Genomic DNA, 20,990 nt, shown 5'->3' with positions numbered 1-20,990 from the left:
GCCGGGAAACCGGCGGCCTTTTATTTTGTCGGCCTGCCGAGGCCAACGGCTGCAGCAATGAAGTCGGCGATCGCTACGGTGTCGTTGAGATCGAAAACCGCAAGCAGACCGGCATCCTCGACCGGATGATCGGCTGCGATGGCGGCGATATGCTTGTCATGCGGGGCGAGCGGCTCGCGTTTGGCTGATTCGAGGCGGCGTGCCTCGATCTTGGGTATCGGTTCGCGCTTGTAGCCTTCGATCAGCACGAGATCGCAGGGGGCGAGGCGGGCCAGTATCTCCTCGAAGCTCGGTTCCGGTTCGCCTCGCAATTCATGCATGACGGCATAGCGGGTGCCGGAAACGATGGTGACTTCATGCGCTCCCGCTTCGCGATGACGGAAGCTGTCGGCGCCCACCTTGTCGATGTCGAAATCATGATGCGCATGCTTGATGGTCGATATGCGATAGCCGCGCTGCGTAAATTCGGTGACGAGGCGCACCGCAAGCCCGGTCTTGCCGGAGTTCTTCCAGCCGGCGATGCCAAAGACCTTGGGACGAAGTTCCGTCATTCCATGCTTTCCAATACTGCCAGCCATTGTTCCGCCTCGACCAGATCGGCGGGCGTGTTGACGTTGAAGAATGGATCGAGCGCGCCGCGCGCTGTTTCGATCGCTGAAAAATTGACGCGTCTGACCAAATGGCGTTCGAGAAAATCCCTTACCCGCCGTTTCGGATCGGAGACGATCCAGGTTTCCAGATCCCGCGCCGCCGTCACCGGCCAGAGACCGACGACCGGGTGGTCTCGATCGAGGGAGGTCGCGATTGCGATTTCGTTTTCGTCCTGAATGGCATCGGCCAGCCGCGCGACCAGATCCTGAGGAAGGAAGGGGCTGTCTACCGGCACGGTAACGACGTGGGAAGCCTGCGGATAACGCGCTGACGTATCCTGCATGGCGGCAAGCACACCGGCGAGTGGGCCGAGTTTGCCGGGAATTCCGTCCGGAACCAAAATCATGCCCATGGCGTCCGGCCAGTCCGTGTCGGCGTTCAACGCCGGCGGCCTTGTCTGTCGTTGCGATATTCGCCTGGAGATGCGCGCGAGAAGGCTTTCGCCGCCAAGCTTTGCGAAGGCCTTGTTGGTGCCCATGCGGCTGGATCTGCCGCCTGCGAGCAGAACAACGGGAATATCGTCGGCATTGGCAATCGGGAGCGGCATGCTTTGCGACCTCAGGCGGGAACGCGGGCTTCTGCTTCCTGCGCGATGCGCTCCGCAGTCCGCCGCTTGTTTTCGCGATAGAATGTATAGATGCCGGAGGCGATGACAATTGCGGCGCCGACGATAGACCATCCGTCCGGCATCTCTCCGAAGACGATCAGGCCAAGGAGTGCTGACCATATGAGGCTGAGATAGCGGAAGGGCGCGATAAACGAGATTTCACCAATCCGCATTGCGAGAATGATGGACTGATAGCCGACAAGTACCAGAATCGACGCGAGAAAGATCTGCACGAGCGACGCCGTGCCGACGGGCTGCCATCCGCCAAGGGGAACAATGCATAGGGCGCCGAAGATGGAAATGGAAATCGCGGTGCAGACCGTTACCATCAGGGACGGCACCGTCTTGTCGATGCAACGTGTCGCCAAATCGCGGGCTGCGGTCGTGAACATGCAGGCCGTGACCAATAAGGCCGCCAGAGTGAAGCCATCCGGTCCCGGCCTGATGATGATGAGCACACCGGCAAAGCCGACCAGAATTGCCGTCCAGCGCCGCCATCCGACCGGCTCCTTCAGAAAAACCATCGCTCCGAATGTCACCGCCAGGGGTACGGCCTGCTGGATTGCGGAAGCGTTTGCGATGGGCATCATTCCCAGTGCGGTGATGTAGGTCGCCGCCGCGATTGCTTCGCACGCGATGCGCAGGGCGATCATGGGCTGAAGGACGACCTTCCAGGACCGCAAAGCGCCCATGCGCTGGGCAAGCAGAAAGACGAAAAATGTGGTGAACAGGCCGCGAATGAAGATGATCTGACCGGCATTCATGTTGGCAATGACAGTTTTCGACAGCGCGTCGCTGCAGGAGAATCCCGCCATGGAGGCGGCCATCAAGAGCGCGCCCTGCGTGTTCTTTGTCAATTGCATCTGAGTCTGTCAGGCCCCCGGTATATCGTCTGGATTAGCGCCCTTTGCCGCAAATTGGAATCGCTCGTCGCGCCTGACCCCTCAAATTCGATGGTGCGTCGCAGCAAATCGAATGCGCGCGGTGTCGCTTATTCCCGTTTCGGTCGCAGAACGAGACGCCGGTTGTGGTTTTTTGCCGATCCAACCGGCTTTTCGACGCCCGATTAATTCTTATTCAATCTTATTTTCCGAGGCTTGCTGCGGTTTTGCATGATGCAGACGCATTTATGGCAGCGCAGCAGGAATGACGGTCCGGCTACCTCCTGAGATTTCATTGATCTATTTGAGGCGCCGCATGTTTTTCATTGATCGTCTTCTGCAGAGCCGTCGCATTGTCACAAAGGTTCTGATCTTCGTTGTTCCGCTGGTGGTTCTTATCGCCGGTGTCGGTCTTGTCGGCTACCACACCGCCAACATTCTGAACGGCCACATGACCGTGACGCGGGCGACGATCGAGAACATCAGTGATTTCGAAAACCTGCAGGCCGCGCTTCAGGAGTTTACGGGAGCGCCATCGGACGATACGCGTCAGGCGCTCAGCGACAAGATCGATGCGCAGGAGCGGGGAGTTCGCCGGCTGAGCGGGCTTTTGAGCGACGATCAGCGCGCGAAGATCGTACCGGTCGGCGAGCTTGCGACCAAGATGCGTGCGCAGGAGGCGACGCTTTGGTCGATCCGGCAAAAGCAGGATAGCGATGTTCTGGCTATTCAGAAGGCAGTGCAGGGCGTCGAAGCGTCCGTGAAGGCTGCCGGCAAACAGATTGATATCATCCGCAAGGACTTCAACGACAAGGAAACCTTCGCCAAGGAGTTGCTCTATGATGCGGCGGCCTACAAGGGATTGTCGGAGAAGATGAGCAATCTGCGCATCCAGGTGCAGATGGCAGCCGATTCGACCGAGGAAATTTCCGACGCGCGCACCTATGCCGATGCCATCCTGAAGCAGGTGACGGTATCCAAGGCGCTCGTATCGAAGCGCGGCGCCGGGCTGGTCAACAATGCCTCCGACGCTGCGGACAAGCTGGACGCGGTGCTGAAGGGCTCTGGAACGCCCGACCAGAAGGTCGAGGCGATGGGGCCGATCCTGCAAAGCTTCGTGAAAATCGAAGGCGACATGACGCTGCAATCGGCAAAGAACAGCGATACCGCTGCCGATCGCTTCGTCAGCCTCGACAAGATCATCGATGGACAGAAGGAACTTCTCGACCATGTCGACCAGGCGCTTGGCATCGTCGATCGCCTGACGCTGCATGCATCGCGCATGGAGACTGTTCGAGACGCTGCATCGCGTGAGCCCGTCATCGCCGACCTCAAGGATCTGCAGGATGCCGCCGCGAAAATATCGTCGCTCGGCCAGACCAATGCCACGATGCGCGACTTCGCAGCCCATGTGAAGCCTTTGATCGACAGCCTCACCAATGGCTCGGCCGATCTGCTGCAGACTGCTGCGGACTGGAAGACGACGCGTGTTCAGTCCAACGGCTTGCTGGCTGACGCCATGACGTCGCTGCGCAGCTTCGTGGCGCAGGCGCAGGAAATCGGCAAGGAAGACAGCGAGCGCTCGGCGAATGTTTCCGTGATCGCCATGATCCTCGGCACGCTGCTCGCCATCGTCGGCGGCCTGATGCTGGTGGAAACGCTGCGCGGACCGCTGAAGCGCGTGACCGAGATCATGACGCGTCTTGCGAGCGGCGACCTCGAGGTTGCGATCGATGGACGCAACCGCGGCGACGAAATCGGCGATATGGTCCGATCCGTCAGTGTCTTCCGTGATGCCGCTCTTGAGAACGTACGGCTTGAGCGCGAGGCAGAGAGTGCACGGGCGCTTTCGGCCGAAGAATCCGAACGTCGCGCCGCCGAACGTGCTCGCATCGAAGCCGAGCAGAAGCAGGCTCTGAATGCGCTGGCCGATGTCCTTGCCAAGCTTGCCGACGGTAACCTGGAAGAAAGCATGCGTGAGGACCTGTCGACGGACTTCGTCGAGATGGCCTTCACCTACAACCACGCCATCGAAGCGCTGCGCGAAACATTGACCGATGTTCGCTATACGGCGGAGGAAATCAAGGGAGGCACCGGCAATCTCGCCATGTCTGCCGACGATCTGGCGCGGCGTACCGAGCAGCAGGCGGCAGCACTGGAAGAGAGCTCGCGTGCCCTGCATCGTCTGAGCGACGTCGTCCGTTCGACTGCCGATCGTGCCCGTCAGACGGCGACTTCGGTCAACGAGACGCAGGCCTATGCGACCCAGTCCGGCGAAGTGGTCGCCAAGGCTGTCGGCGCCATGAGCGAGATCAACCGCTCCTCGGAAAAGATCGCGACCATCATCGGCGTCATCGATGAGATCGCCTTCCAGACCAACCTGCTGGCGCTGAATGCCGGCGTGGAAGCGGCACGGGCAGGCGAGGCCGGTCGTGGCTTCGCAGTCGTGGCACAGGAAGTTCGCGAGCTGGCACAGCGCTGCGCCAATGCGGCAAAGGAGATCAAGGGCCTGATTTCGGCAAGCTCGTCGCAGGTTCAGAACGGTGTTCGCCTGGTCGAGCAGACCGGCACGGCGCTGACGGAAATCATCAGCCACGTAACGGGTGTGCAGCGGCTTGTCGCCGATATCTCGTCTGCGACGACCGAGCAGTCGACCGGTATCGAGGAAGTCACGCGGGCCGTCGCCGAAGTCGAGCTGATCACGCAGCGCAATGCGGCCATGGTCGAGGAAAACAACGCCGAGATCCATGGTCTACGCCAGCGCGTCGACATGCTGTCAGAGAAGATCGATCGCTTCCGGACAGGCGAGGGCGATGCGCAATATGACGACTACGGCGCTGCCGATGCTCGCTACCGCGCGGCTTAAATCAGTATATTAGATAATTTTTATAATGCCTTGAAAACGCCGGCTAAGAAGCCGGCGTTTTTTTGATCAATGGAGATCGGGCGCCAAGCGAACTTGTTCCTCGCGCCAGCGTTGCCAGCGCCGGCGCAATTCTCCCGGCCGCAAACCGATCGGCTCGTCGAGCATCTCTACGGCTGCAATGCGATCGGTGCGGAAATGGCGGAAACCCTCGCGCAGCTCGCACCACGCCACCAGCAGGCTGCTCGTCTCGGCATAACCCAGAATCACCGGCCACACCGTCCGGTCGGTGTCCTCGCTCGCTTCTGACTTATAACGAAGCCGCAGTTTCATGCCGTTGCGAATTGCCGCCCTGATGAGTGATGCATCGACGCGCTCCTCGGGCTTGCCGATGGTCGGCCGTGCGCCGACACTCGGCTCAATGACGAAGGCACGCAGCCGCTCGGGGATCACTGCGGCGATCTTCGCCACCACATCGCGCGCGGCGTTGGCGAGCACCTTGTCGGAATGGGCCGATACCCATTGCGCGCCCAGCACCACCGCTTCCAGTTCATCGGGCGCCAGCATCAGGGGCGGCATGTCGTAGCCATCTGCGAGCAGATAGCCCAATCCGGCCTCGCCTTCGATCGGAACTCGCTGGCCGATCAGATCCGCCACGTCGCGATAGACAGTGCGTTTCGACACCTCCAGTTCGGCGGCCAGCGCGGCTGCCGTCACTGGTCGGGTGGATCGGCGTAGAATTTGAATGATCTGAAACAGTCGGTCGGCGCGGCGCATCGTATGTTGACTCCTGCTGACAGTATGCTGGCAGCAGGGACGTGCGACAAGAGGTTCCGCGAAGCCGCAAAGGCTTTGTTCCCAATTGAAAGGACTGTTCATGAAGTTCGCTTCCACCCGTCTTATCGCAGGCGATATCAAGGCCATGGTGGCCTTCTACGAGATGGTGACGGGGCTCAAGGCTCAATGGCTCGCGCCTGTCTTTGCCGAGATCGAGACCCCGGCGGCAGCGCTGGCCATCGGCTCCATCGAGACTGTCGCACTTTGGAAAGAGGGCAGCGCCGAGCCTGGCGCCAATCGCACCGCCTATCTCGAATTTCAGGTCGAGGATATCGATGCGGAATACGAGCGCCTGAAGGACCAGGTTTCTCTCGTCCACGAGCTGAAAATGATGCCTTGGGGCAACAAGACCTTTCAGTTCCGTGACCCCGAGGGAACCGCGGTTTCGCTCTATATGCCGGCGACTGACGAGGCAAAGAAACGCTTCGCATCGCGTTCGTAGCAGCGCGAGCGAAGCGACGATACCTGCCCAGGTCGACGTCGCGAACCGAGCAGGCAATATGGGATTACTGACCGAGGTGCAGCCTCTCGCCATCGGCCGGGATCAGCAGACGCGACGGATCGATATGCGCCGCGTCTGCCGCCTCGCGCAGAGCCTGCCGGGTGATCGTGGCGTGATCGAGCGCTTCCATGTGGGTTGCGACGACGATGGCCTGCGGCGCGAGCCGGCTGACGGCGACTGTCTGCTCGGCGTCCATGACGATGAGGTCGCTATCCCAGCGCGCGCCGCAGGAATGCGTGATGATCACATCCGGAGAGACGTCCCGGATCGTCTCGGCAATGGGCGGGTAGAAGACGGTATCGCCTGCCCAATAGACCGTGGGTTCGCCGGCCGCCTCCAGCGTGAAGCCGATCACTGGCCCCATTTTGTCCACAACCGGCCCGACGCCATGACTGCCCTGGCGCGGGGTGACGGTCACGCCATGCCAGACGGTGGGTTGAAGCAGCGGCGTGACGCTTGTGAAGCCGGATTCCCGGATCGTCTCCTCGTCGCCCGGCTGGCAGAGGAACGGTACAGCCTCGTTGATGCGCTCTTTCGCTACCGAATCGAAATGATCGGTGTGCAGATGCGAGACGATCACCACGTCGACGCCTTCGAGAATGTCGTCGATCGGGCGCGGCAGTTCCGTCATGGGATTGGGAGAGCGTCCGGTAAAGGACGGCAGGCTATGGCGAGGCGCGAAGTAGGGATCGATCAGCAATACCTGGCCACCATAGGTGACCTTCAGCGTCGCGTTGCGAATGAGCTCAAGCTGCATGTGATTGTCTCGATTGTTGGCGGAAGCGGCAGGAATTCGATCGACGTCCCAGCCGCTCCGGCTTGTTGGCTACACGTAATTCCACATGTCCGTGGAATTGTCCTAGCCGCCCGTGACGCTCATGTGGCGAGCCACCGCCGGGCGGTTATGGGTGCGATCGATGATGAAGTCATGGCCTTTCGGCTTGCGGGTGATGGCTTCATCGATCGCGGCGTGAAGAAGAGCATCGTCTTCCGTTGCCCGCAGCGCTGTGCGCAGATCGGCCGCGTCGTTCTGGCCTAGGCACATGTAGAGAGTTCCAGTGCAGGTGAGCCGCACGCGGTTGCAGCTCTCGCAGAAATTATGGGTCATCGGAGTGATGAAGCCGAGCCGGCCGCCGGTTTCCTCGACCTTGACGTAGCGCGCCGGGCCGCCAGTCTTGTAGGGGATGTCCGTCAACGTGAACTGGCGCTCGAGATCGCTGCGCAGCTTCGACAGCGGCAGGTATTGATCCGTGCGATCCTCGTCGATCTCGCCCATCGGCATCGTCTCGATAACGGTCAGATCCATGCGCCGCTCGTGGGCAAAGCGCAGCAGATCTGGAATTTCCGCCTCGTTGAAGTCCTTGAGGGCGACGGCGTTGAGCTTGATCTTGAGACCGGCCTTCTGAGCCGCGTCGATCCCTTCCATAACCTTCGAAAAATCGCCCCAGCGCGTGATGCTGCGGAATTTGTCGGGGTTCAGCGTATCAAGGGAGACGTTGATTCGGCGCACGCCGCAGTCGTAGAGTTCCTCGGCATGACGGGCGAGCTGCGATCCGTTCGTCGTCAGCGTTAGCTCGTCCAGCGCGCCATTCTGCACCTGCCTGCCGAGCTCGCGCACAAGGAACATGATGTTCTTGCGCACCAGCGGCTCGCCGCCCGTCAGCCGGATCTTGCGGACACCCTTGGCAATGAAGGCGGAACAGAGCCGATTCAGCTCTTCAAGCGTCAGAAGATCCTTCTTCGGCAGGAAGGTCATGTTTTCAGCCATGCAGTATGTGCAGCGGAAGTCGCACCGATCCGTTACCGAAACGCGCAAATAGCTGATGGCTCGGCCGAAAGGGTCGATCATGGGGGACGCGTCCGGCAACAATGCCGATGCGTTGCCTATGGGGCCGACTATGCTGTTCACTCAAACCTCCGTTACACTGCTAATGTGTGCATAGGCGATTGTTGCGTCAAGGAAAATGCATTTTGATTGCACTTGCGCGTGAACGAGCGGCAGCATAATCCTCAAACCCGACATTGAAACGCATGGAAAAACCGATGAGCGCCGTCTGGCCGACCGAATTGAAAGTATCGAAGGATCGTCATCGCCTCCTGGTGACTTTCGATGACGGCGCAAGCTTCGATCTGCCCGCCGAGATGCTAAGGGTCCTGTCGCCGTCTGCCGAGGTGCAGGGGCATGGCCCGGGGCAGAAAGTTACCGTGCCCGGAAAGCGCAATGTCGGTATCATGTCGATGACGCCTACCGGCAATTACGCGGTGCGCATCGGCTTTGACGACATGCACGACACCGGCATCTTCACCTGGGCCTATCTGCGCGAACTCGGCGAGAAGGGGCAGGAGCTTTTTGCCGTCTATGAGGCCGAAATGACGGAAAAAGGTCTCAGCCGAGATCCGGTTGGCAGGCCGCATTCACACTGAAAATACCGACGTAAAAGGGGGCGTAGGCATGATCCTTGGGGGTAGGGAAGGCTGGCTTCGCGCCAAGGGCAGCAAAAACGAAAGCAAGGTGTCTTTCGTCGAGCTGTTTTTCGATCTGGTTTTCGTGTTTTCGATTTCCCAGCTTGCACATTCGCTGGGCGAACATTTTACGCCGCTGGGCGCGATGGAAGCCATCATGCTGATCTTTGCGGTTTGGTGGGTTTGGATTTTCACGACATGGGTGACGAACTGGCTCGATCCGGATCGCATGCCGGTGCGCATCATGCTCTTTGTGTTGATGTTCGCCGGGCTGATCTTGTCCGCTGCCATACCCGACGCGTTCGGTGATAAAGCCATCTTCTTTGCCGGCGCCTATGTCTTCATGCAGGTCGGCCGTTCTCTGTTTGCGGTCTATGCGCTCAGGGATGTGCATTCCGGCCGCCATCGCAACTTCCTTCGCATCACATCATGGCTCGTGCTTTCCGGCATCTTCTGGATCGCCGGGGCGCTTATGGAGGGCGAATTGCGGATTGGCCTCTGGCTGGTGGCGCTCGTTATTGAATACTCCGCTCCCGCGCTTGGCTTTCGTGTTCCCGGACTTGGGAAATCGACCGTGGCGGACTGGGATGTATCCGGCGCCCATATTGCCGAACGCTGCGCACTCTTCATCATCATCTGCCTCGGCGAAGCCGTTCTGCAGGCAGGAAAGACCTTTGCCGAAGAGCCGGTGACGCCCTTGATGATCATGGTGTTCATCACCGCCTTTGTCGGCACGGTTGCCCTGTGGTGGATCTACTTCCAGTTCGGACATGAACGTGCCGCTCATCGCATCGAGCATGACGACACGCCCGGAAGCCTGGCACGGCAGGCCTTTACCTATGCGCATATCCCCATCCTGGCGGGCATCATCCTGAGCGTCGTCGGCGACGAATTCCTCTTTGCGCATCCGCACGAGCAGGCGGACATGCATCTTGCAGCAGCCATTCTCGGCGGTCCTGCCGTGTTTCTGCTGGGGAACCTGTGGTTCAAAGGTGCGACCACGGGGCGACCGCCGCTGTCGCATATCGTTGGGCTTGTCGGCCTCGGCTTGCTGCTGCTCACCTTGCCGATGGTCGTGGTTTATCAACTCGGTATCCTGGCCGCAGCCGTCCTCGTCGTGGTGGCGATCTGGGAGTTTGCGTCACTGACCCGCGTCGTTCCGTCGGCACGCTCGGCCGGCGATCACTGATCGCCGATCGCGACCAGAGGTTCGTTCTCTTCCTGTAGCAACAGGCTGACGATTCGCTCCATATGCGTGGTCATCAGCTCGCATTCTTCGACCGGCGCATCCGAGAGCATGCGATCTATCAGGGCCGTCTGGATGGTCATGGCCTCTTCCGTCACCTGCCGCCCGGCATCGGTCAGGTGGAGACGCAAAATGCGCTTGTCCTGCTTGTCGCTGCGTCGCTCGATCAGTCCACGCTTTTCCATCTGCGGCAGGAGCATGCTCATGTTCGAACGGCCGACCAGCAGCTTGCGCGCAAGCTGCTGCTGCGAGATGCCTTCAAAGCGGAAGAGGTTGACGAGGATATCGAGGTGTGGCGGCTTGATGTCGAGATATGCCAGCGATCTCGCCAGCGATTGCTGCATCAATTGGCAGGCGCGCGCGACGGCGATCCAGCTTCGAAAACGCGGATGGTCCCAGGGAAGGGATTGATTTTTGTTCATCGTTGTACTTTATTGTTCATAGTTGAACATTCTTGGATTCCCACTATGCCATCGTTTGCGCTCAAGGTCACCCGCTCCGGTTTGGCCGGCCTCGGCAGGCTTTCGCCGAAGCTTGCGGGCAAGGTCGCCTTCCAGCTTTTCTGCCGGACGCCATCGCGGCGTCCGCTCGGGGCGAAGGCGACAGCTGCCTATATGGAGGGCCGTCAGCGTCTCCGCGCCGCGGAAGAGGTGCCGTTGTCGTTTCCGGGTGGTCGCGCGATGGCCTATCGCTTCAACGGCGGTGCCAAGGGACCGCGCAAGCGCTATCTCGTCGTGCACGGTTGGGGATCCGGCAGCGAGTATATGTCCGAGCTGACGGCCGCTCTTGCCAGTACCGGCGCGGAGGTCATCTCGCTGGATCTGCCCGGGCATGGCCGTTCGGCTGGGCGCTCCCTTCATGTGCGGCTTGCCGTTTCAGCGATAGCGGCAGCGTCCGCGCGCTTCGGCACGCTGGATGCCGCTATCGGGCATTCCTTCGGTGGCGCGTCCCTGGCGCTTGCCTGTGCGGGCTTTCTGCCTGGTATCGATCCACTCGAAGTGAAGAGGCTGGTGTTGATCGGGGCGCCCAGCGCGATGGGCTGGCTTTTCAGGGATTTTGGCCGCCTGATGAATCTTCCGGCTCAAACACAGCGGTCGCTGGAGGAAGAGGTCGGCCGTGTGACGGGCAGGGCGCTCAGCACTTATGACGAACGGCGCGACATGCTCGACGCAAGCCGTCCCGTCCTTGTCGTTCACGCCGAAGACGATAAGGAAGTGAGTGCCGACCATGCTCGCGCCTATGCAGCACAGGGAGAGCATGTGCGCCTCTTCTGGGCCAATGGCTTTGGACACAGGCGCATTGTCAGTGCCGCTCCGGTCTTTGACGTAGTCAACGATTTTCTATCGGAAGCAGAGGGTGTCGAAAGCGCTGGCGATGGCGCCGAAGGCAGGGTCTTATCGTTTTACCGCGCTCCCGCACGGCGCTTTTCTTAGGTTCGCAGCGGGCGCGCTGGAGCCTGTCAGCCGTAAAAGCAAAACCGCCGGGCTGCATGGGAAAGCAGCGCCGGCGGTTGGTTGGCTTCAGTTCTAGTTTTTGTAGATGAGCCAACTTTTGGTGAAGTCTTTCTGCATGCTGTCCTGATAGACATTGTAGCAGTTGCGACCGGCGTTCTTGGCGCAGTAAAGCGCCAGATCCGCCTTGTTGTAGAGTTCGCCGGAATCGGCGGCTTCCGAGCCCATGCAGATGCCGAGTGATATGGTGACCGGGCCGTAATCGATCCGAGTCCGCGAATTCTTGAACGGGGTGGTTTCCAGGGCGCGGCGGATACGTTCGCAGGCGGCCGTAACCTCTTCCACCGTGATGCCTTCGATGATCAGCGCGAACTCCTCGCCGCCGACGCGGGCGACGAAGACTTCGCGCCGGACGTTGGCGCGAATGATGGACGCGACCGTGGCAAGGATCTTGTCGCCGACGGGATGGCCGTAGGTGTCATTGATCCGCTTGAAATGATCGATATCGGCAAGCACGAGCGCCGTCGTCGGGCGGGTCAACTGATTGTCGAAAATGGAAACGAGGCGATCTTCGAAAGCCCGGCGGTTTGAAAGCCGCGTCAAGGCATCCGTATTGGCGATGCGCTTGTATTCATCCAGTTCCTTACGGACCTGATCCATCTCCTGGCTGCGTTGTGCCACGTTCTCGACGATCTTTTCGCCCTGCGCCATGGTATCGCCGGTCGCGGTCGTCAGCATGTCGATGGCGTTGCGCAACAGGTCGGCGCTGTTGTGGTTCCGGGAGCTGATGCGTTCGCAGGTCTCGCCGAGAAGCCGATTGTAGCTCTCGAGCGTAGTCTGCTCCTGCCTGAGCGCGCGCAGCACGGCATCCAGTTCGACGGTTAGCCGGGTATGCGCATCGTCGAAGACGCGACCGGCATGGCGCGGGAAGTACTTTGCGCCGATCGTATCGAGCTCTTCCTGGTTCGCGTTGTTGCCAAGCGCAGCCAGCTCTCGCGTCAGCGCCGGATTGGAACCGATATAAGCTTCGTAGAAAAGCTCATAGTTGCGCGGAATAGGTGCGACTCCCATGGATCGCATGGCGTAGGTAATCTGCCCTGCCACGTCGGGAATTTGCGCCTTGGGCGCAATCGCCGTACTCATCGGTGAGCTCCGTAACATGTATCGGTTAAACGCATTTTTTACTTATACCGAGATTCTTTGAAAAATATTAAGAGGAACATTGCGAATAATTGCCCTCAAGTAAAGTTTTATTCGAAAACCTTACAAGTAAAGCACCGTTTATGTACGAAGGCACCGTTTGTGCCTTCGTGTGAGCCAGCTAAGGGAAGGTGTATTACCCCAGGTTGAGTTCCTGGAAGAAGTCATTGCCCTTATCGTCAATCACGATGAAGGCGGGGAAATCTTCCACTTCGATCTTCCATACAGCTTCCATGCCGAGTTCTGGATACTCCAGTACATCGACCTTCTTAATACAATCCTTCGCAAGACGTGCTGCGGGCCCGCCAATCGAGCCTAAATAGAAGCCGCGATACTTTTTGCAGGCTTCGCGGACGGCCCGCGAGCGATTCCCCTTGGCGAGCATCACCATCGAGCCGCCGAAAGACTGGAACTGATCGACATAGCTGTCCATGCGGCCAGCCGTCGTCGGGCCGAAAGAGCCTGAAGCATAGCCCGTGGGCGTCTTTGCCGGGCCGGCGTAATAGACTGGGTGATTCTTCAGATATTCGGGCATGCCTTCGCCCTTCTCCAGACGCTCACGAATTTTCGCATGCGCCAGATCGCGGGCAACGATGATGGTTCCGGTCAAAGAAAGCCGGGTCTTGACCGGATACTGAGAGAGTTCGGCGAGAATTTCCGCCATCGACCTGTTGAGATCGATACGCACCATCGATTCGGACAGCTTTGCCTCATCGATTTCAGGCATGTATTTCGAAGGATCGGTCTCGAGTTGCTCGAGGAAGATGCCGTCACGTGTGATCTTGCCTTTTGCCTGGCGGTCGGCGGAACAGGACACGCCAAGACCGATCGGCAGGGAAGCGCCGTGGCGCGGCAGACGGATGACCCGGACGTCATGGCAGAAATACTTGCCGCCGAACTGGGCGCCGACGCCGAGGCTCTGTGTGAGCTTGTGAATTTCCTTCTCCATCTCGATATCCCGGAAGGCATGCCCGCTTTCGGAGCCTTCCGTGGGAAGACAGTCGAGATATCGTGTCGACGCCAGCTTTACCGTCTTCAGGTTCATCTCGGCCGAGGTGCCGCCGATGACGATCGCCAGATGGTAGGGGGGACAGGCTGCCGTGCCGAGCGTTAGGATCTTTTCCTTCAGGAAATCCAGCATGCGGTCGTGGGTCAGCAGAGACGGCGTACCTTGAAAGAGGAAGGTCTTGTTGGCCGAGCCGCCGCCTTTGGCAACGAAAAGGAAGTCGTAGGAGTCGGTGCCTTCCTCGTAAATATCAATCTGCGCCGGCAGATTGTTCTTGGTGTTCTTCTCCTCGAACATCTTGATCGGCGCGAGCTGCGAGTAGCGCAGGTTTTTTTTCTCGTAGGCATCGAGAACGCCCTTGGCCAGAGCGCCGCTGTCGCCGCCTTCGGTCCAGACACGACGGCCCTTCTTGCCCATGATGATCGCCGTGCCGGTATCCTGGCACATGGGAAGCACACCGCCTGCGGCGATATTGGCGTTCTTCAGAAGATCATAGGCGACGAAGCGGTCATTATCGGTGGCCTCGGGATCGTCGAGGATGGAGGCCAGCTGCTTGAGGTGTCCGGGCCGCAGCAGATGATTGATATCGGCGAACGCCGTCTCGGCGAGAAGCCGGATGCCTTCCGGATCCACGGTCAGGATTTCCTGGCCCTTGAAGGTATCGACGGAAACATAATCGCCCGAAATCTTGCGATACGGAGTCGTGTCTTCGCCGAGGGGAAATAGATCGTCAGCCATGTGGGAAACCTTTCAAGCCGGATGGCGGAGGAAAATATTTGGAGGTGGTCTAAATCCGCCTCACAGCAAATGCAATCGGCTGAAAAACATCCCCCGAGTTCAATAGCGTCATTGTCAATGAAGAGTAGACGCTCGGTTCTGAAACTCGCGTCTTTCAAGTGAGGTGGGAAAGAGCCACGTCCTATCAAGGCAAGGCCGGGCGATATGTCCCTGAGGCCTTGGCGCAAGGACAGAGATCATGGATATCTCGCATCGCAATCACCATCATTTGTCGCCGCTATCCGCTTCTGCACTTCTGGCCGCCTTCGCCATATTCGTGCTTGTGCAGGATGGTTATCTGAAGGGCGTTTTTCATAAGGAAATTCTGGCGAGGATCGATCCGGCCACCGTTTTGACCGTAAGCCACACGGCTCCTTACCCGAGAAGGGCGATCAAGCCGATCGTCGCAGAGGCCGCGAGCATCGCTCACGGCCGATAATGAGAGGGCATTTCGTCAATACTCGAAATGCCCTCTTTCATGTCTGGTCTTACTTCGGCCCGATCATCGTTTCCGGGCGGACGATGGCGTCATATTCTTCCGACGTCACCAGTCCGCTTGCCAGAGCCTCTTCTTTCAAGGTCGTGCCGTTCTTATGAGCCGTCTTGGCGATCTTTGCCGCGCTGTCGTAGCCGATTTTCGGTGCCAGTGCCGTCACCAGCATCAGCGAGCGCTCCAGGCCGGCCTTGATGTTGTCTTCGCGGGCCTCGATGCCAACGACGCAATTGTCGGTGAAGGAAACCGCGGCATCGCCAAGCAACTGCACCGACTGCAGGAAATTATAGGCCATCAGCGGATTATAGACATTCAGCTCGAAATGGCCCTGGCTGCCGGCAAACGTCAAAGCGGCGTTGTTGCCGAAGACCTGGATGCAGACTTGCGTCAGTGCTTCGCATTGGGTCGGGTTGACCTTGCCCGGCATGATCGATGAACCCGGCTCGTTTTCCGGCAGAGAGAGTTCGCCAAGGCCGGAGCGCGGGCCGGAGCCGAGCAACCGGATATCGTTGGCGATCTTGAAGAGGGCTGCTGCCGCCGCATTGATCGCGCCATGGCTGAACACCATCGAATCATGCGCGGCCAGCGCTTCGAACTTGTTCGGCGCGGTGACGAACGGCAGGCCGGTGATGCCGGAGATTTCCTCGGCAACCTTCTCGGCAAAGCCGATGGGCGCATTGAGCCCTGTGCCGACCGCGGTGCCACCCTGGGCGAGTTCGCAAAGGCCCGGCAGCGTCAGCTCGATGCGCTTGATCGACGAGGCGACCTGTGCGGCGTAGCCTGAAAACTCCTGGCCGAGCGTGAGCGGCGTTGCATCCTGTGTATGGGTGCGGCCGATCTTGATGATGTGGCCGAAGTCGGCGACCTTCTTTTCGAGCGCCGCATGCAGGTGTTTGAGTGCGGGCAGGAAATGATGAACGATTTCTTCGGCGCAGGCGATGTGCATGGCCGTCGGATAGGTGTCGTTCGAGGACTGGCTCATATTGACGTGATCGTTCGGATGCACTGGCTTTTTCGAGCCCATCACGCCGCCGAGCATCTCGATCGCACGATTGGAAATCACCTCGTTCGCATTCATGTTGGACTGCGTGCCGGAACCGGTTTGCCAGACCACCAGCGGAAAATGCTCGTTGAGCTTGCCGTCGATGACTTCCTGTGCGGCATCGACAATCGCTTTGCCAAGCGCCGAATCGAGCTGCCCGAGTTGCATATTGGCGCGGGCGGCTGCCTGTTTGACGATGCCGAGGGCGCGGACGACCGAAAGCGGCTGCTTTTCCCAGCCGATTTTAAAGTTGCCGAGCGAGCGTTGGGCCTGCGCGCCCCAGTAGCGGTCGCTGGCAACTTCGATCGGTCCGAAGGTATCGGTTTCGGTGCGGGTGGAAGTCATGTTCCTGATCCTGCTTTCCATTGAAATAGACAAGCAGCCATATAGGCCCGAAGCGGACCGATGAAAACACCGCAGATGCTATTTCATGATTATTGAAGTCAGGTTTGGAGTGCCGCGCCGAGGCGTGCCCTTTTTAACACGCTCTGGATATATTCTTGAAGGCGAATTTTCGACAGGCGAAAAAGCGCTGGAAATTTCAATAAAAGATTAACCAATAATTTCATAATTTTGTGTGAATTGAATCGTGGAAAACGTCTTCGCTTCGTAACGTGAAGTTGAGACATTGAACGCAAGGCGGCTCTCGCCGTTTTCAGTATAAACGGTATACGATGTTTCCTACATCGCGGCCGAGTTGAAAACACCGCCGTCTGGCTCGAAGTTACCGCAAGATACAGGGACTGATTAGAGAATGAAACTTGCAGCTAAAGCCACAGCATCCGTCCTGGCTCTTTCCTGTTGCCTTTCCTCCGTTGGCGCGACTTCAGCAAGCGCCATGACGCTCATGGATTTCATCCGTGGCGGTCAGGGGCGTCAGCAGAGCACCCAAGTATCAGCTCCGGTTCCCGTTAATCCGGCGCAGACACTCGATACCGTTCAAGCGCCACCGCAGGCCAAGCTGCCGCTGCCGAAGGTCGATGCGCCAAAATATTATACCTACAAGGCGGACTCGATGCGTCTTGTGTCGACGTCGCATTTTGCTGATCCGGTCGTCACCGGCGCAGTTGCCGATGCGTCTCCGACGCCCGTCGCCCTCGACACAGAAGGCTCTCAGCGCCGCTATCTGGCCGATGCGCGCGTGATGGCGACCAACGATATCGCCAAGGCGATCGAAGGTTACTACGCCGATCAGACAAAGCCGCTGCTGTGGGTTGCCGATCATGCGGTCAGCGACAAGGCGAAGGCCGCGATGGCCGTTCTTGCCGACGCCGGTTCCGTCGGCCTCGATCCTGCCGACTACGCCGTAACCGCTCCGAGCGCGGATGCGGCAAATGCCGACCCGGTCATGCGTGATCGTGCTCTCATGCAGTTCGAACTCGCGCTTTCCAGCAAGGTGCTGATGTTCGTCCAGGATACGATCCGTGGTCGTCTCGACCCGAACAAGATTTCCGGCTACCACGACTTCAAGCGCAAGGACGTCAATCTGGCGGCAACGCTCGATGTGTTGCGCGCAAGCCCGGATGTGGCCGCCTATCTCAACAGCCGCGACCCGTCGAACCAGCAGTTTACCTTGCTGAAGGCAGAACTCGCCAAGCTGCGCGCCGAAGCAGGTACCGATGGCACGCATATCTCCATCTCGCTGAGCGGCACCCTGAAGCCGGGTAGCAGCTCGCCGGAAATGGCCAACATCGTCAAGGCGATCCAGCATCGCGGTTCGGACGCGCTGAAGACGGCTCACGCCGATGTTCTCGCCTCCTATGCAGGCGCGCCGGACTATACGCCGGACCTCGTGTCACTGGTCGAAGACTTCCAGAAGGAAAAGGGTCTGACGTCGGATGGCGTGATCGGTCCTTCCTCCGTTCGCGCCATGGTTGGCGAAAACAACGATACCAAGATCCAGAAGCTGGTTATCGCCATGGAGCAGCTTCGCTGGCTGCCGCCCGAACTCGGTCCGCGTTATGTGCTGATCAACCAGCCGGCGTTCATGGTGTACTACTACAACAACAACCAGGAACAGCTGTCGATGCGCGTCGTTGTCGGCGGCAAGCAGCATCAGACGTTCTTCTTCGAAAACCAGATCCAGACGGTCGAATTCAACCCGTTCTGGGGCGTTCCGCAGTCGATCATCATCAACGAGATGCTGCCAAAGCTTCGCTCCGACCCGAATTACCTCGATCGCATGGGTTACCAGGTCGAAGTCGGTGGTCATGCCGTCGCCTCGTCGAGTGTCGACTGGTACGGCTCGACGAAGAACATCGCAGTCCGCCAGCCGCCGAGCAGCGACAACGCTCTCGGCGAACTGAAGATCCTTTTCCCGAACTCGCATGCAATCTACATGCATGACACGCCGCAGAAGAGCTTCTTCAAGAAGGACATGCGCGCACTCAGCCACGGCTGCGTCCGCCTTGCCGATCCGCGCGCCATGGCTGCCGCCGTTCTCGACACCACGGTTCAGGATGTCGCCAAGCAGATCGCTGCCGGTCAGAACAAGGCCGTCGCCGTGCCGCAGAAGTTCCCGATCTACATCGCTTACTTCACGGCATGGCCGAACAAGGATGGCGTTATTCAGTATTTCAACGACGTCTACGATCGCGACGCGGCAACACAGAAGGCGCTCGACACGACCAGCAAGTCGCGCACCGCGCAGATTTAAGGTTGTTGAGATAAGGAACGTAAAAGGGCGGCCATTGGCCGCCCTTTTGCTATGTCGAGACATCGATCGTCTAAGTCGGCCGAGCGTCCTCATCCGGCTCTGTTTGAAAGAGCACAGCCGGTCCAGCACTTTAATCCTTGGCCTCGATCCGCCATTCGCGGCTGCCAAAGGTTACATCGAAGCGTGATAGAAACGAGCGCCCGAGCAGACCGTCGACCTCGTTGCCGAGGGCTCCGTCGTCACTCAACACAACGGCTGTAATGTCGCTGGCCTCGACCCGGCCGACCTTGACCGTCGCAGCGTCGGTATGGGTGGCTTGCGATACGCCGTTCGCCGTTTGCAACGCGATGCCGTTGTTTCCGTCGATCGGTAGTTTGGCACGTGCGGCAAAGGCCTTGGTGACTGCCACGAAGCTTGCGCCCGTGTCGACGATGAACGTGCCTTCAGTGCCGTTGATCGACACTTTCGCGAAAATGACGTTCTTGCCCTGTGTCGGGAAGCGATCGCTGCCGGTAGCGTAGGCGGAGGTGCATTTTCCCTTGGCCTGATATTCCTTGATCATCCCACGCACGACGGCAGTGTCGTTGCGGTCCGGATTGGCGGATATCCAGAGCTGGAGCGCGCCGATTGCCTCACAATACTGGCCGAGATTGCGATAGCTGCCCGAAAGACCATCGAAGACCATGCTGTTCAGCATGGCGATGTTGTCAGTCAGGCCGATCACCGAATAATAATCATCGATGGCGTCGCGATATTTCTTGGCGTTTTGCCTGATCTGCGCGCGCTCAAAATAGTAGTCCGGCATTCCGGGCGACATCGCGATCAAGTCGTTGGAGACCTTCAGGGCCTCGTCGAAATCGCTGAGGTTGTCAAGTATATTGGCGGCGGCACTTAGCGCGACGTTCGAAGGCTTGCACTTGTTCGAAAAGGCGATGAACACCCTGGCGGCCTCGCGGCGATAGCCTTGCTTTTGCAGTTCGTCGGCAAATTTATAGACGGCGTCCCAATCGCAGTGCTCTCGGCGCAGCATGTCGAGATCGGTGGCCATTGTCGTGCGGCCGGCAACGACATTCGGCAGAGGATCGATATCGAAGTGCTGGTATACCGCCAGCAATGACGGATCGGGCGCAGCGGAGGTTGCCTGTTCGACGTAACCGACGACGCGGTCTCCATATATGTAGAACCAGATTCCCGCGCAGAGCGCCGCGCAAATGATAAGTGTCTGCACGATCGGGGCAAACCAGCCCCGACGGTTTGGCAATCGACCGGCGTTGCGGTCTTCAGGGTCTGCTGCGAGCAAGGGGGCCACTCCAACTTCGGATCGCCCGGCTTGCCTCCATGAATCGCGTGCGAATGTCTTCGCTTCACCGGCCTTGGGGGGAACAGGACGTCACAAGGTTGTGGCGCAGTCGCGTGTTTCCCGCAAGATGCTTTGCAACCTTGCGGGCTGAACCAACAGGGATTTTGATGTTCTCAGGCGGCAAGCATCGCATCGACGAGCTCAGGGGTGAGTTCGTCATAGTGGAAGATGATGCGGCTCGGCTCGAGCGTTTCGATGCCAACATCGGAATAGCCGAAGGGAACCGCGATCGAGGGAACGCCGGCATTGCGGGCAACCAGGATGTCGTTGACGCTGTCGCCGATCATGATCGTTCGGGTAATGTCGCCTCCAGCGCGCTCGACCGTGCCGATCAGATGTTCCGCATTCGGCTTGCGCACGGTAAAGGTGTCGCCACCGGTGATGGCTTCGAAGTAGTGGGTCAGGCCGAGCAGGTCGAGGAGGGTGCGCGCGAGCGCCTCCATCTTGTTGGTGCAGACCGCCAGCTTGTAGCCCTTGCTTTTGAGCGTATCGAGTGCCGAAACAAGGCCGGGGTAGGGCTGTGTGACGCCGGGCATCGTTGCTGAATAATGAGTGATGAAACGCTGCATCAATGCCGGCAATTCATCGGGAGAAAGCGCATAACCATGCAGCTTGCAGGCCCGCTCGATCATGACCTGAGCACCGTGGCCGACCAGATGCGTAATGTCGTCATAGCCCACGGGCGGCAGATCGAGCGCTGCAATGGTGTGGTTCAGGCTGACGATGAGATCAGCGTGCGTATCCAGCAGCGTGCCATCGAGATCGAATACGACAAGGGAAGATGTCACTGGGAATCGGCCTTTGCATAGAAAAAAGGGGCGTCTTTCGGAGTTAGAATATCGCGCTGGCAATTGCAACCGAATGGCCGGGAAGCCTTGGCAAAGAGGCGCGGGGATTTCTATGCTCTGCCGTTATTTTGGCTTTCGTTTGGCGGGAGAGCCGTGTAAACAGCAGA

The 20,990-nt window shown here is 59.1% G+C and carries 19 protein-coding genes; 7 read left to right on the top strand and 12 right to left on the bottom strand.

Annotation, left to right across the window (positions count from 1 at the left end):
* Nucleotides 1–20 precede the first annotated feature (20 nt).
* The 3 genes from mobB to HGP17_RS05695 are packed head-to-tail and all read right to left on the bottom strand — an operon-like array spanning nt 21 to nt 2,121.
* A complete protein-coding gene (mobB, locus tag HGP17_RS05705; RefSeq protein WP_168806716.1) occupies nt 21–551 on the bottom strand; it encodes a molybdopterin-guanine dinucleotide biosynthesis protein B in 531 nt (176 codons plus the stop codon).
* Nucleotides 548–1,198 carry a molybdenum cofactor guanylyltransferase MobA gene (mobA, locus tag HGP17_RS05700; protein WP_168806714.1) on the bottom strand — a complete coding sequence of 217 codons (651 nt, stop codon included), beginning with the start codon at nt 1,196–1,198 and terminating at the stop codon, nt 548–550. The genes mobB and mobA overlap by 4 nt, the downstream gene beginning before the upstream one ends.
* A gap of 11 nt (nt 1,199–1,209) precedes the next feature.
* Complete coding sequence (locus HGP17_RS05695) at nt 1,210–2,121, bottom strand: DMT family transporter (protein WP_168806712.1); 912 nt, start codon at nt 2,119–2,121, stop codon at nt 1,210–1,212.
* Between the two features lie 334 nt (nt 2,122–2,455).
* Here HGP17_RS05695 and HGP17_RS05690 point away from each other — a divergent pair, with 334 nt between their 5' ends.
* Nucleotides 2,456–5,005 (top strand): methyl-accepting chemotaxis protein, encoded by a 2,550-nt coding sequence (locus HGP17_RS05690; protein ID WP_168806710.1) that lies wholly within the window; start codon nt 2,456–2,458, stop codon nt 5,003–5,005.
* 66 nt (nt 5,006–5,071) lie between these two features.
* On the opposite strand, the gene HGP17_RS05685 is transcribed toward HGP17_RS05690, so the two are convergent.
* The gene (locus tag HGP17_RS05685; RefSeq protein WP_168806708.1) at nt 5,072–5,779 is read right to left on the bottom strand and encodes a YafY family protein; all 708 of its coding nucleotides are present in this window, start codon (nt 5,777–5,779) and stop codon (nt 5,072–5,074) included.
* A gap of 100 nt (nt 5,780–5,879) precedes the next feature.
* On the opposite strand from HGP17_RS05685, the gene HGP17_RS05680 reads away from it, so the two are divergent.
* Nucleotides 5,880–6,281, top strand: coding sequence for a VOC family protein (locus tag HGP17_RS05680; protein ID WP_168806706.1), 402 nt, complete (start codon nt 5,880–5,882; stop codon nt 6,279–6,281).
* A 64-nt stretch (nt 6,282–6,345) separates the two neighbouring features.
* Here HGP17_RS05680 and HGP17_RS05675 read toward each other — a convergent pair whose 3' ends face one another.
* Together HGP17_RS05675 and moaA are read right to left on the bottom strand one after the other, a co-directional pair.
* Nucleotides 6,346–7,098 (bottom strand): MBL fold metallo-hydrolase, encoded by a 753-nt coding sequence (locus HGP17_RS05675; RefSeq protein ID WP_168806704.1) that lies wholly within the window; start codon nt 7,096–7,098, stop codon nt 6,346–6,348.
* Between the two features lie 102 nt (nt 7,099–7,200).
* On the bottom strand, nt 7,201–8,250 hold the full coding sequence (moaA, locus tag HGP17_RS05670) for a GTP 3',8-cyclase MoaA (protein WP_168806702.1): 1,050 nt from the start codon (nt 8,248–8,250) through the stop codon (nt 7,201–7,203).
* A gap of 134 nt (nt 8,251–8,384) precedes the next feature.
* On the opposite strand from moaA, the gene HGP17_RS05665 reads away from it, so the two are divergent.
* Nucleotides 8,385–8,765 (top strand): DUF971 domain-containing protein, encoded by a 381-nt coding sequence (locus HGP17_RS05665; protein WP_168806700.1) that lies wholly within the window; start codon nt 8,385–8,387, stop codon nt 8,763–8,765.
* Between the two features lie 28 nt (nt 8,766–8,793).
* Entirely contained in the window at nt 8,794–9,993 is a 1,200-nt protein-coding gene (locus HGP17_RS05660; RefSeq protein ID WP_168806698.1) for a low temperature requirement protein A, read from the top strand.
* On the opposite strand, the gene HGP17_RS05655 is transcribed toward HGP17_RS05660, so the two are convergent.
* Nucleotides 9,987–10,472: a MarR family transcriptional regulator gene (locus HGP17_RS05655; protein WP_168806695.1), complete on the bottom strand. Its 486-nt coding sequence runs from the start codon at nt 10,470–10,472 to the stop codon at nt 9,987–9,989. The genes HGP17_RS05660 and HGP17_RS05655 overlap by 7 nt on opposite strands.
* Before the next feature lie 45 nt (nt 10,473–10,517).
* Here HGP17_RS05655 and HGP17_RS05650 point away from each other — a divergent pair, with 45 nt between their 5' ends.
* Nucleotides 10,518–11,483 carry an alpha/beta fold hydrolase gene (locus HGP17_RS05650; protein ID WP_168806693.1) on the top strand — a complete coding sequence of 322 codons (966 nt, stop codon included), beginning with the start codon at nt 10,518–10,520 and terminating at the stop codon, nt 11,481–11,483.
* Nucleotides 11,484–11,576: 93 nt separating this feature from the next.
* Here the strand turns inward: HGP17_RS05650 and HGP17_RS05645 are convergent, their stop codons facing one another.
* Complete coding sequence (locus HGP17_RS05645; RefSeq protein ID WP_168806691.1) at nt 11,577–12,644, bottom strand: GGDEF domain-containing protein; 1,068 nt, start codon at nt 12,642–12,644, stop codon at nt 11,577–11,579.
* A gap of 193 nt (nt 12,645–12,837) precedes the next feature.
* Complete coding sequence (locus HGP17_RS05640; RefSeq protein WP_168806689.1) at nt 12,838–14,445, bottom strand: fumarate hydratase; 1,608 nt, start codon at nt 14,443–14,445, stop codon at nt 12,838–12,840.
* Nucleotides 14,446–14,683: 238 nt separating this feature from the next.
* Here HGP17_RS05640 and HGP17_RS05635 point away from each other — a divergent pair, with 238 nt between their 5' ends.
* Entirely contained in the window at nt 14,684–14,923 is a 240-nt protein-coding gene (locus HGP17_RS05635; protein ID WP_168806687.1) for a hypothetical protein, read from the top strand.
* A 49-nt stretch (nt 14,924–14,972) separates the two neighbouring features.
* On the opposite strand, the gene fumC is transcribed toward HGP17_RS05635, so the two are convergent.
* Nucleotides 14,973–16,364: a class II fumarate hydratase gene (gene fumC, locus HGP17_RS05630; RefSeq protein WP_168806685.1), complete on the bottom strand. Its 1,392-nt coding sequence runs from the start codon at nt 16,362–16,364 to the stop codon at nt 14,973–14,975.
* Nucleotides 16,365–16,773: 409 nt separating this feature from the next.
* Here fumC and HGP17_RS05625 point away from each other — a divergent pair, with 409 nt between their 5' ends.
* Nucleotides 16,774–18,675 (top strand): L,D-transpeptidase family protein, encoded by a 1,902-nt coding sequence (locus tag HGP17_RS05625; RefSeq protein WP_168806683.1) that lies wholly within the window; start codon nt 16,774–16,776, stop codon nt 18,673–18,675.
* Nucleotides 18,676–18,805: 130 nt separating this feature from the next.
* Here HGP17_RS05625 and HGP17_RS05620 read toward each other — a convergent pair whose 3' ends face one another.
* Together HGP17_RS05620 and HGP17_RS05615 are read right to left on the bottom strand one after the other, a co-directional pair.
* A complete protein-coding gene (locus HGP17_RS05620) occupies nt 18,806–19,975 on the bottom strand; it encodes a TIGR02281 family clan AA aspartic protease (RefSeq protein WP_168806681.1) in 1,170 nt (389 codons plus the stop codon).
* 173 nt (nt 19,976–20,148) lie between these two features.
* The gene (locus tag HGP17_RS05615) at nt 20,149–20,823 is read right to left on the bottom strand and encodes an HAD family hydrolase (protein WP_168806679.1); all 675 of its coding nucleotides are present in this window, start codon (nt 20,821–20,823) and stop codon (nt 20,149–20,151) included.
* Nucleotides 20,824–20,990 lie beyond the last annotated feature (167 nt).

The organism is Rhizobium sp. P38BS-XIX (genome assembly GCF_012641435.1).
Taxonomy (GTDB): domain Bacteria; phylum Pseudomonadota; class Alphaproteobacteria; order Rhizobiales; family Rhizobiaceae; genus Rhizobium.
This window is presented reverse-complemented; position numbering and strand designations above follow the sequence as displayed.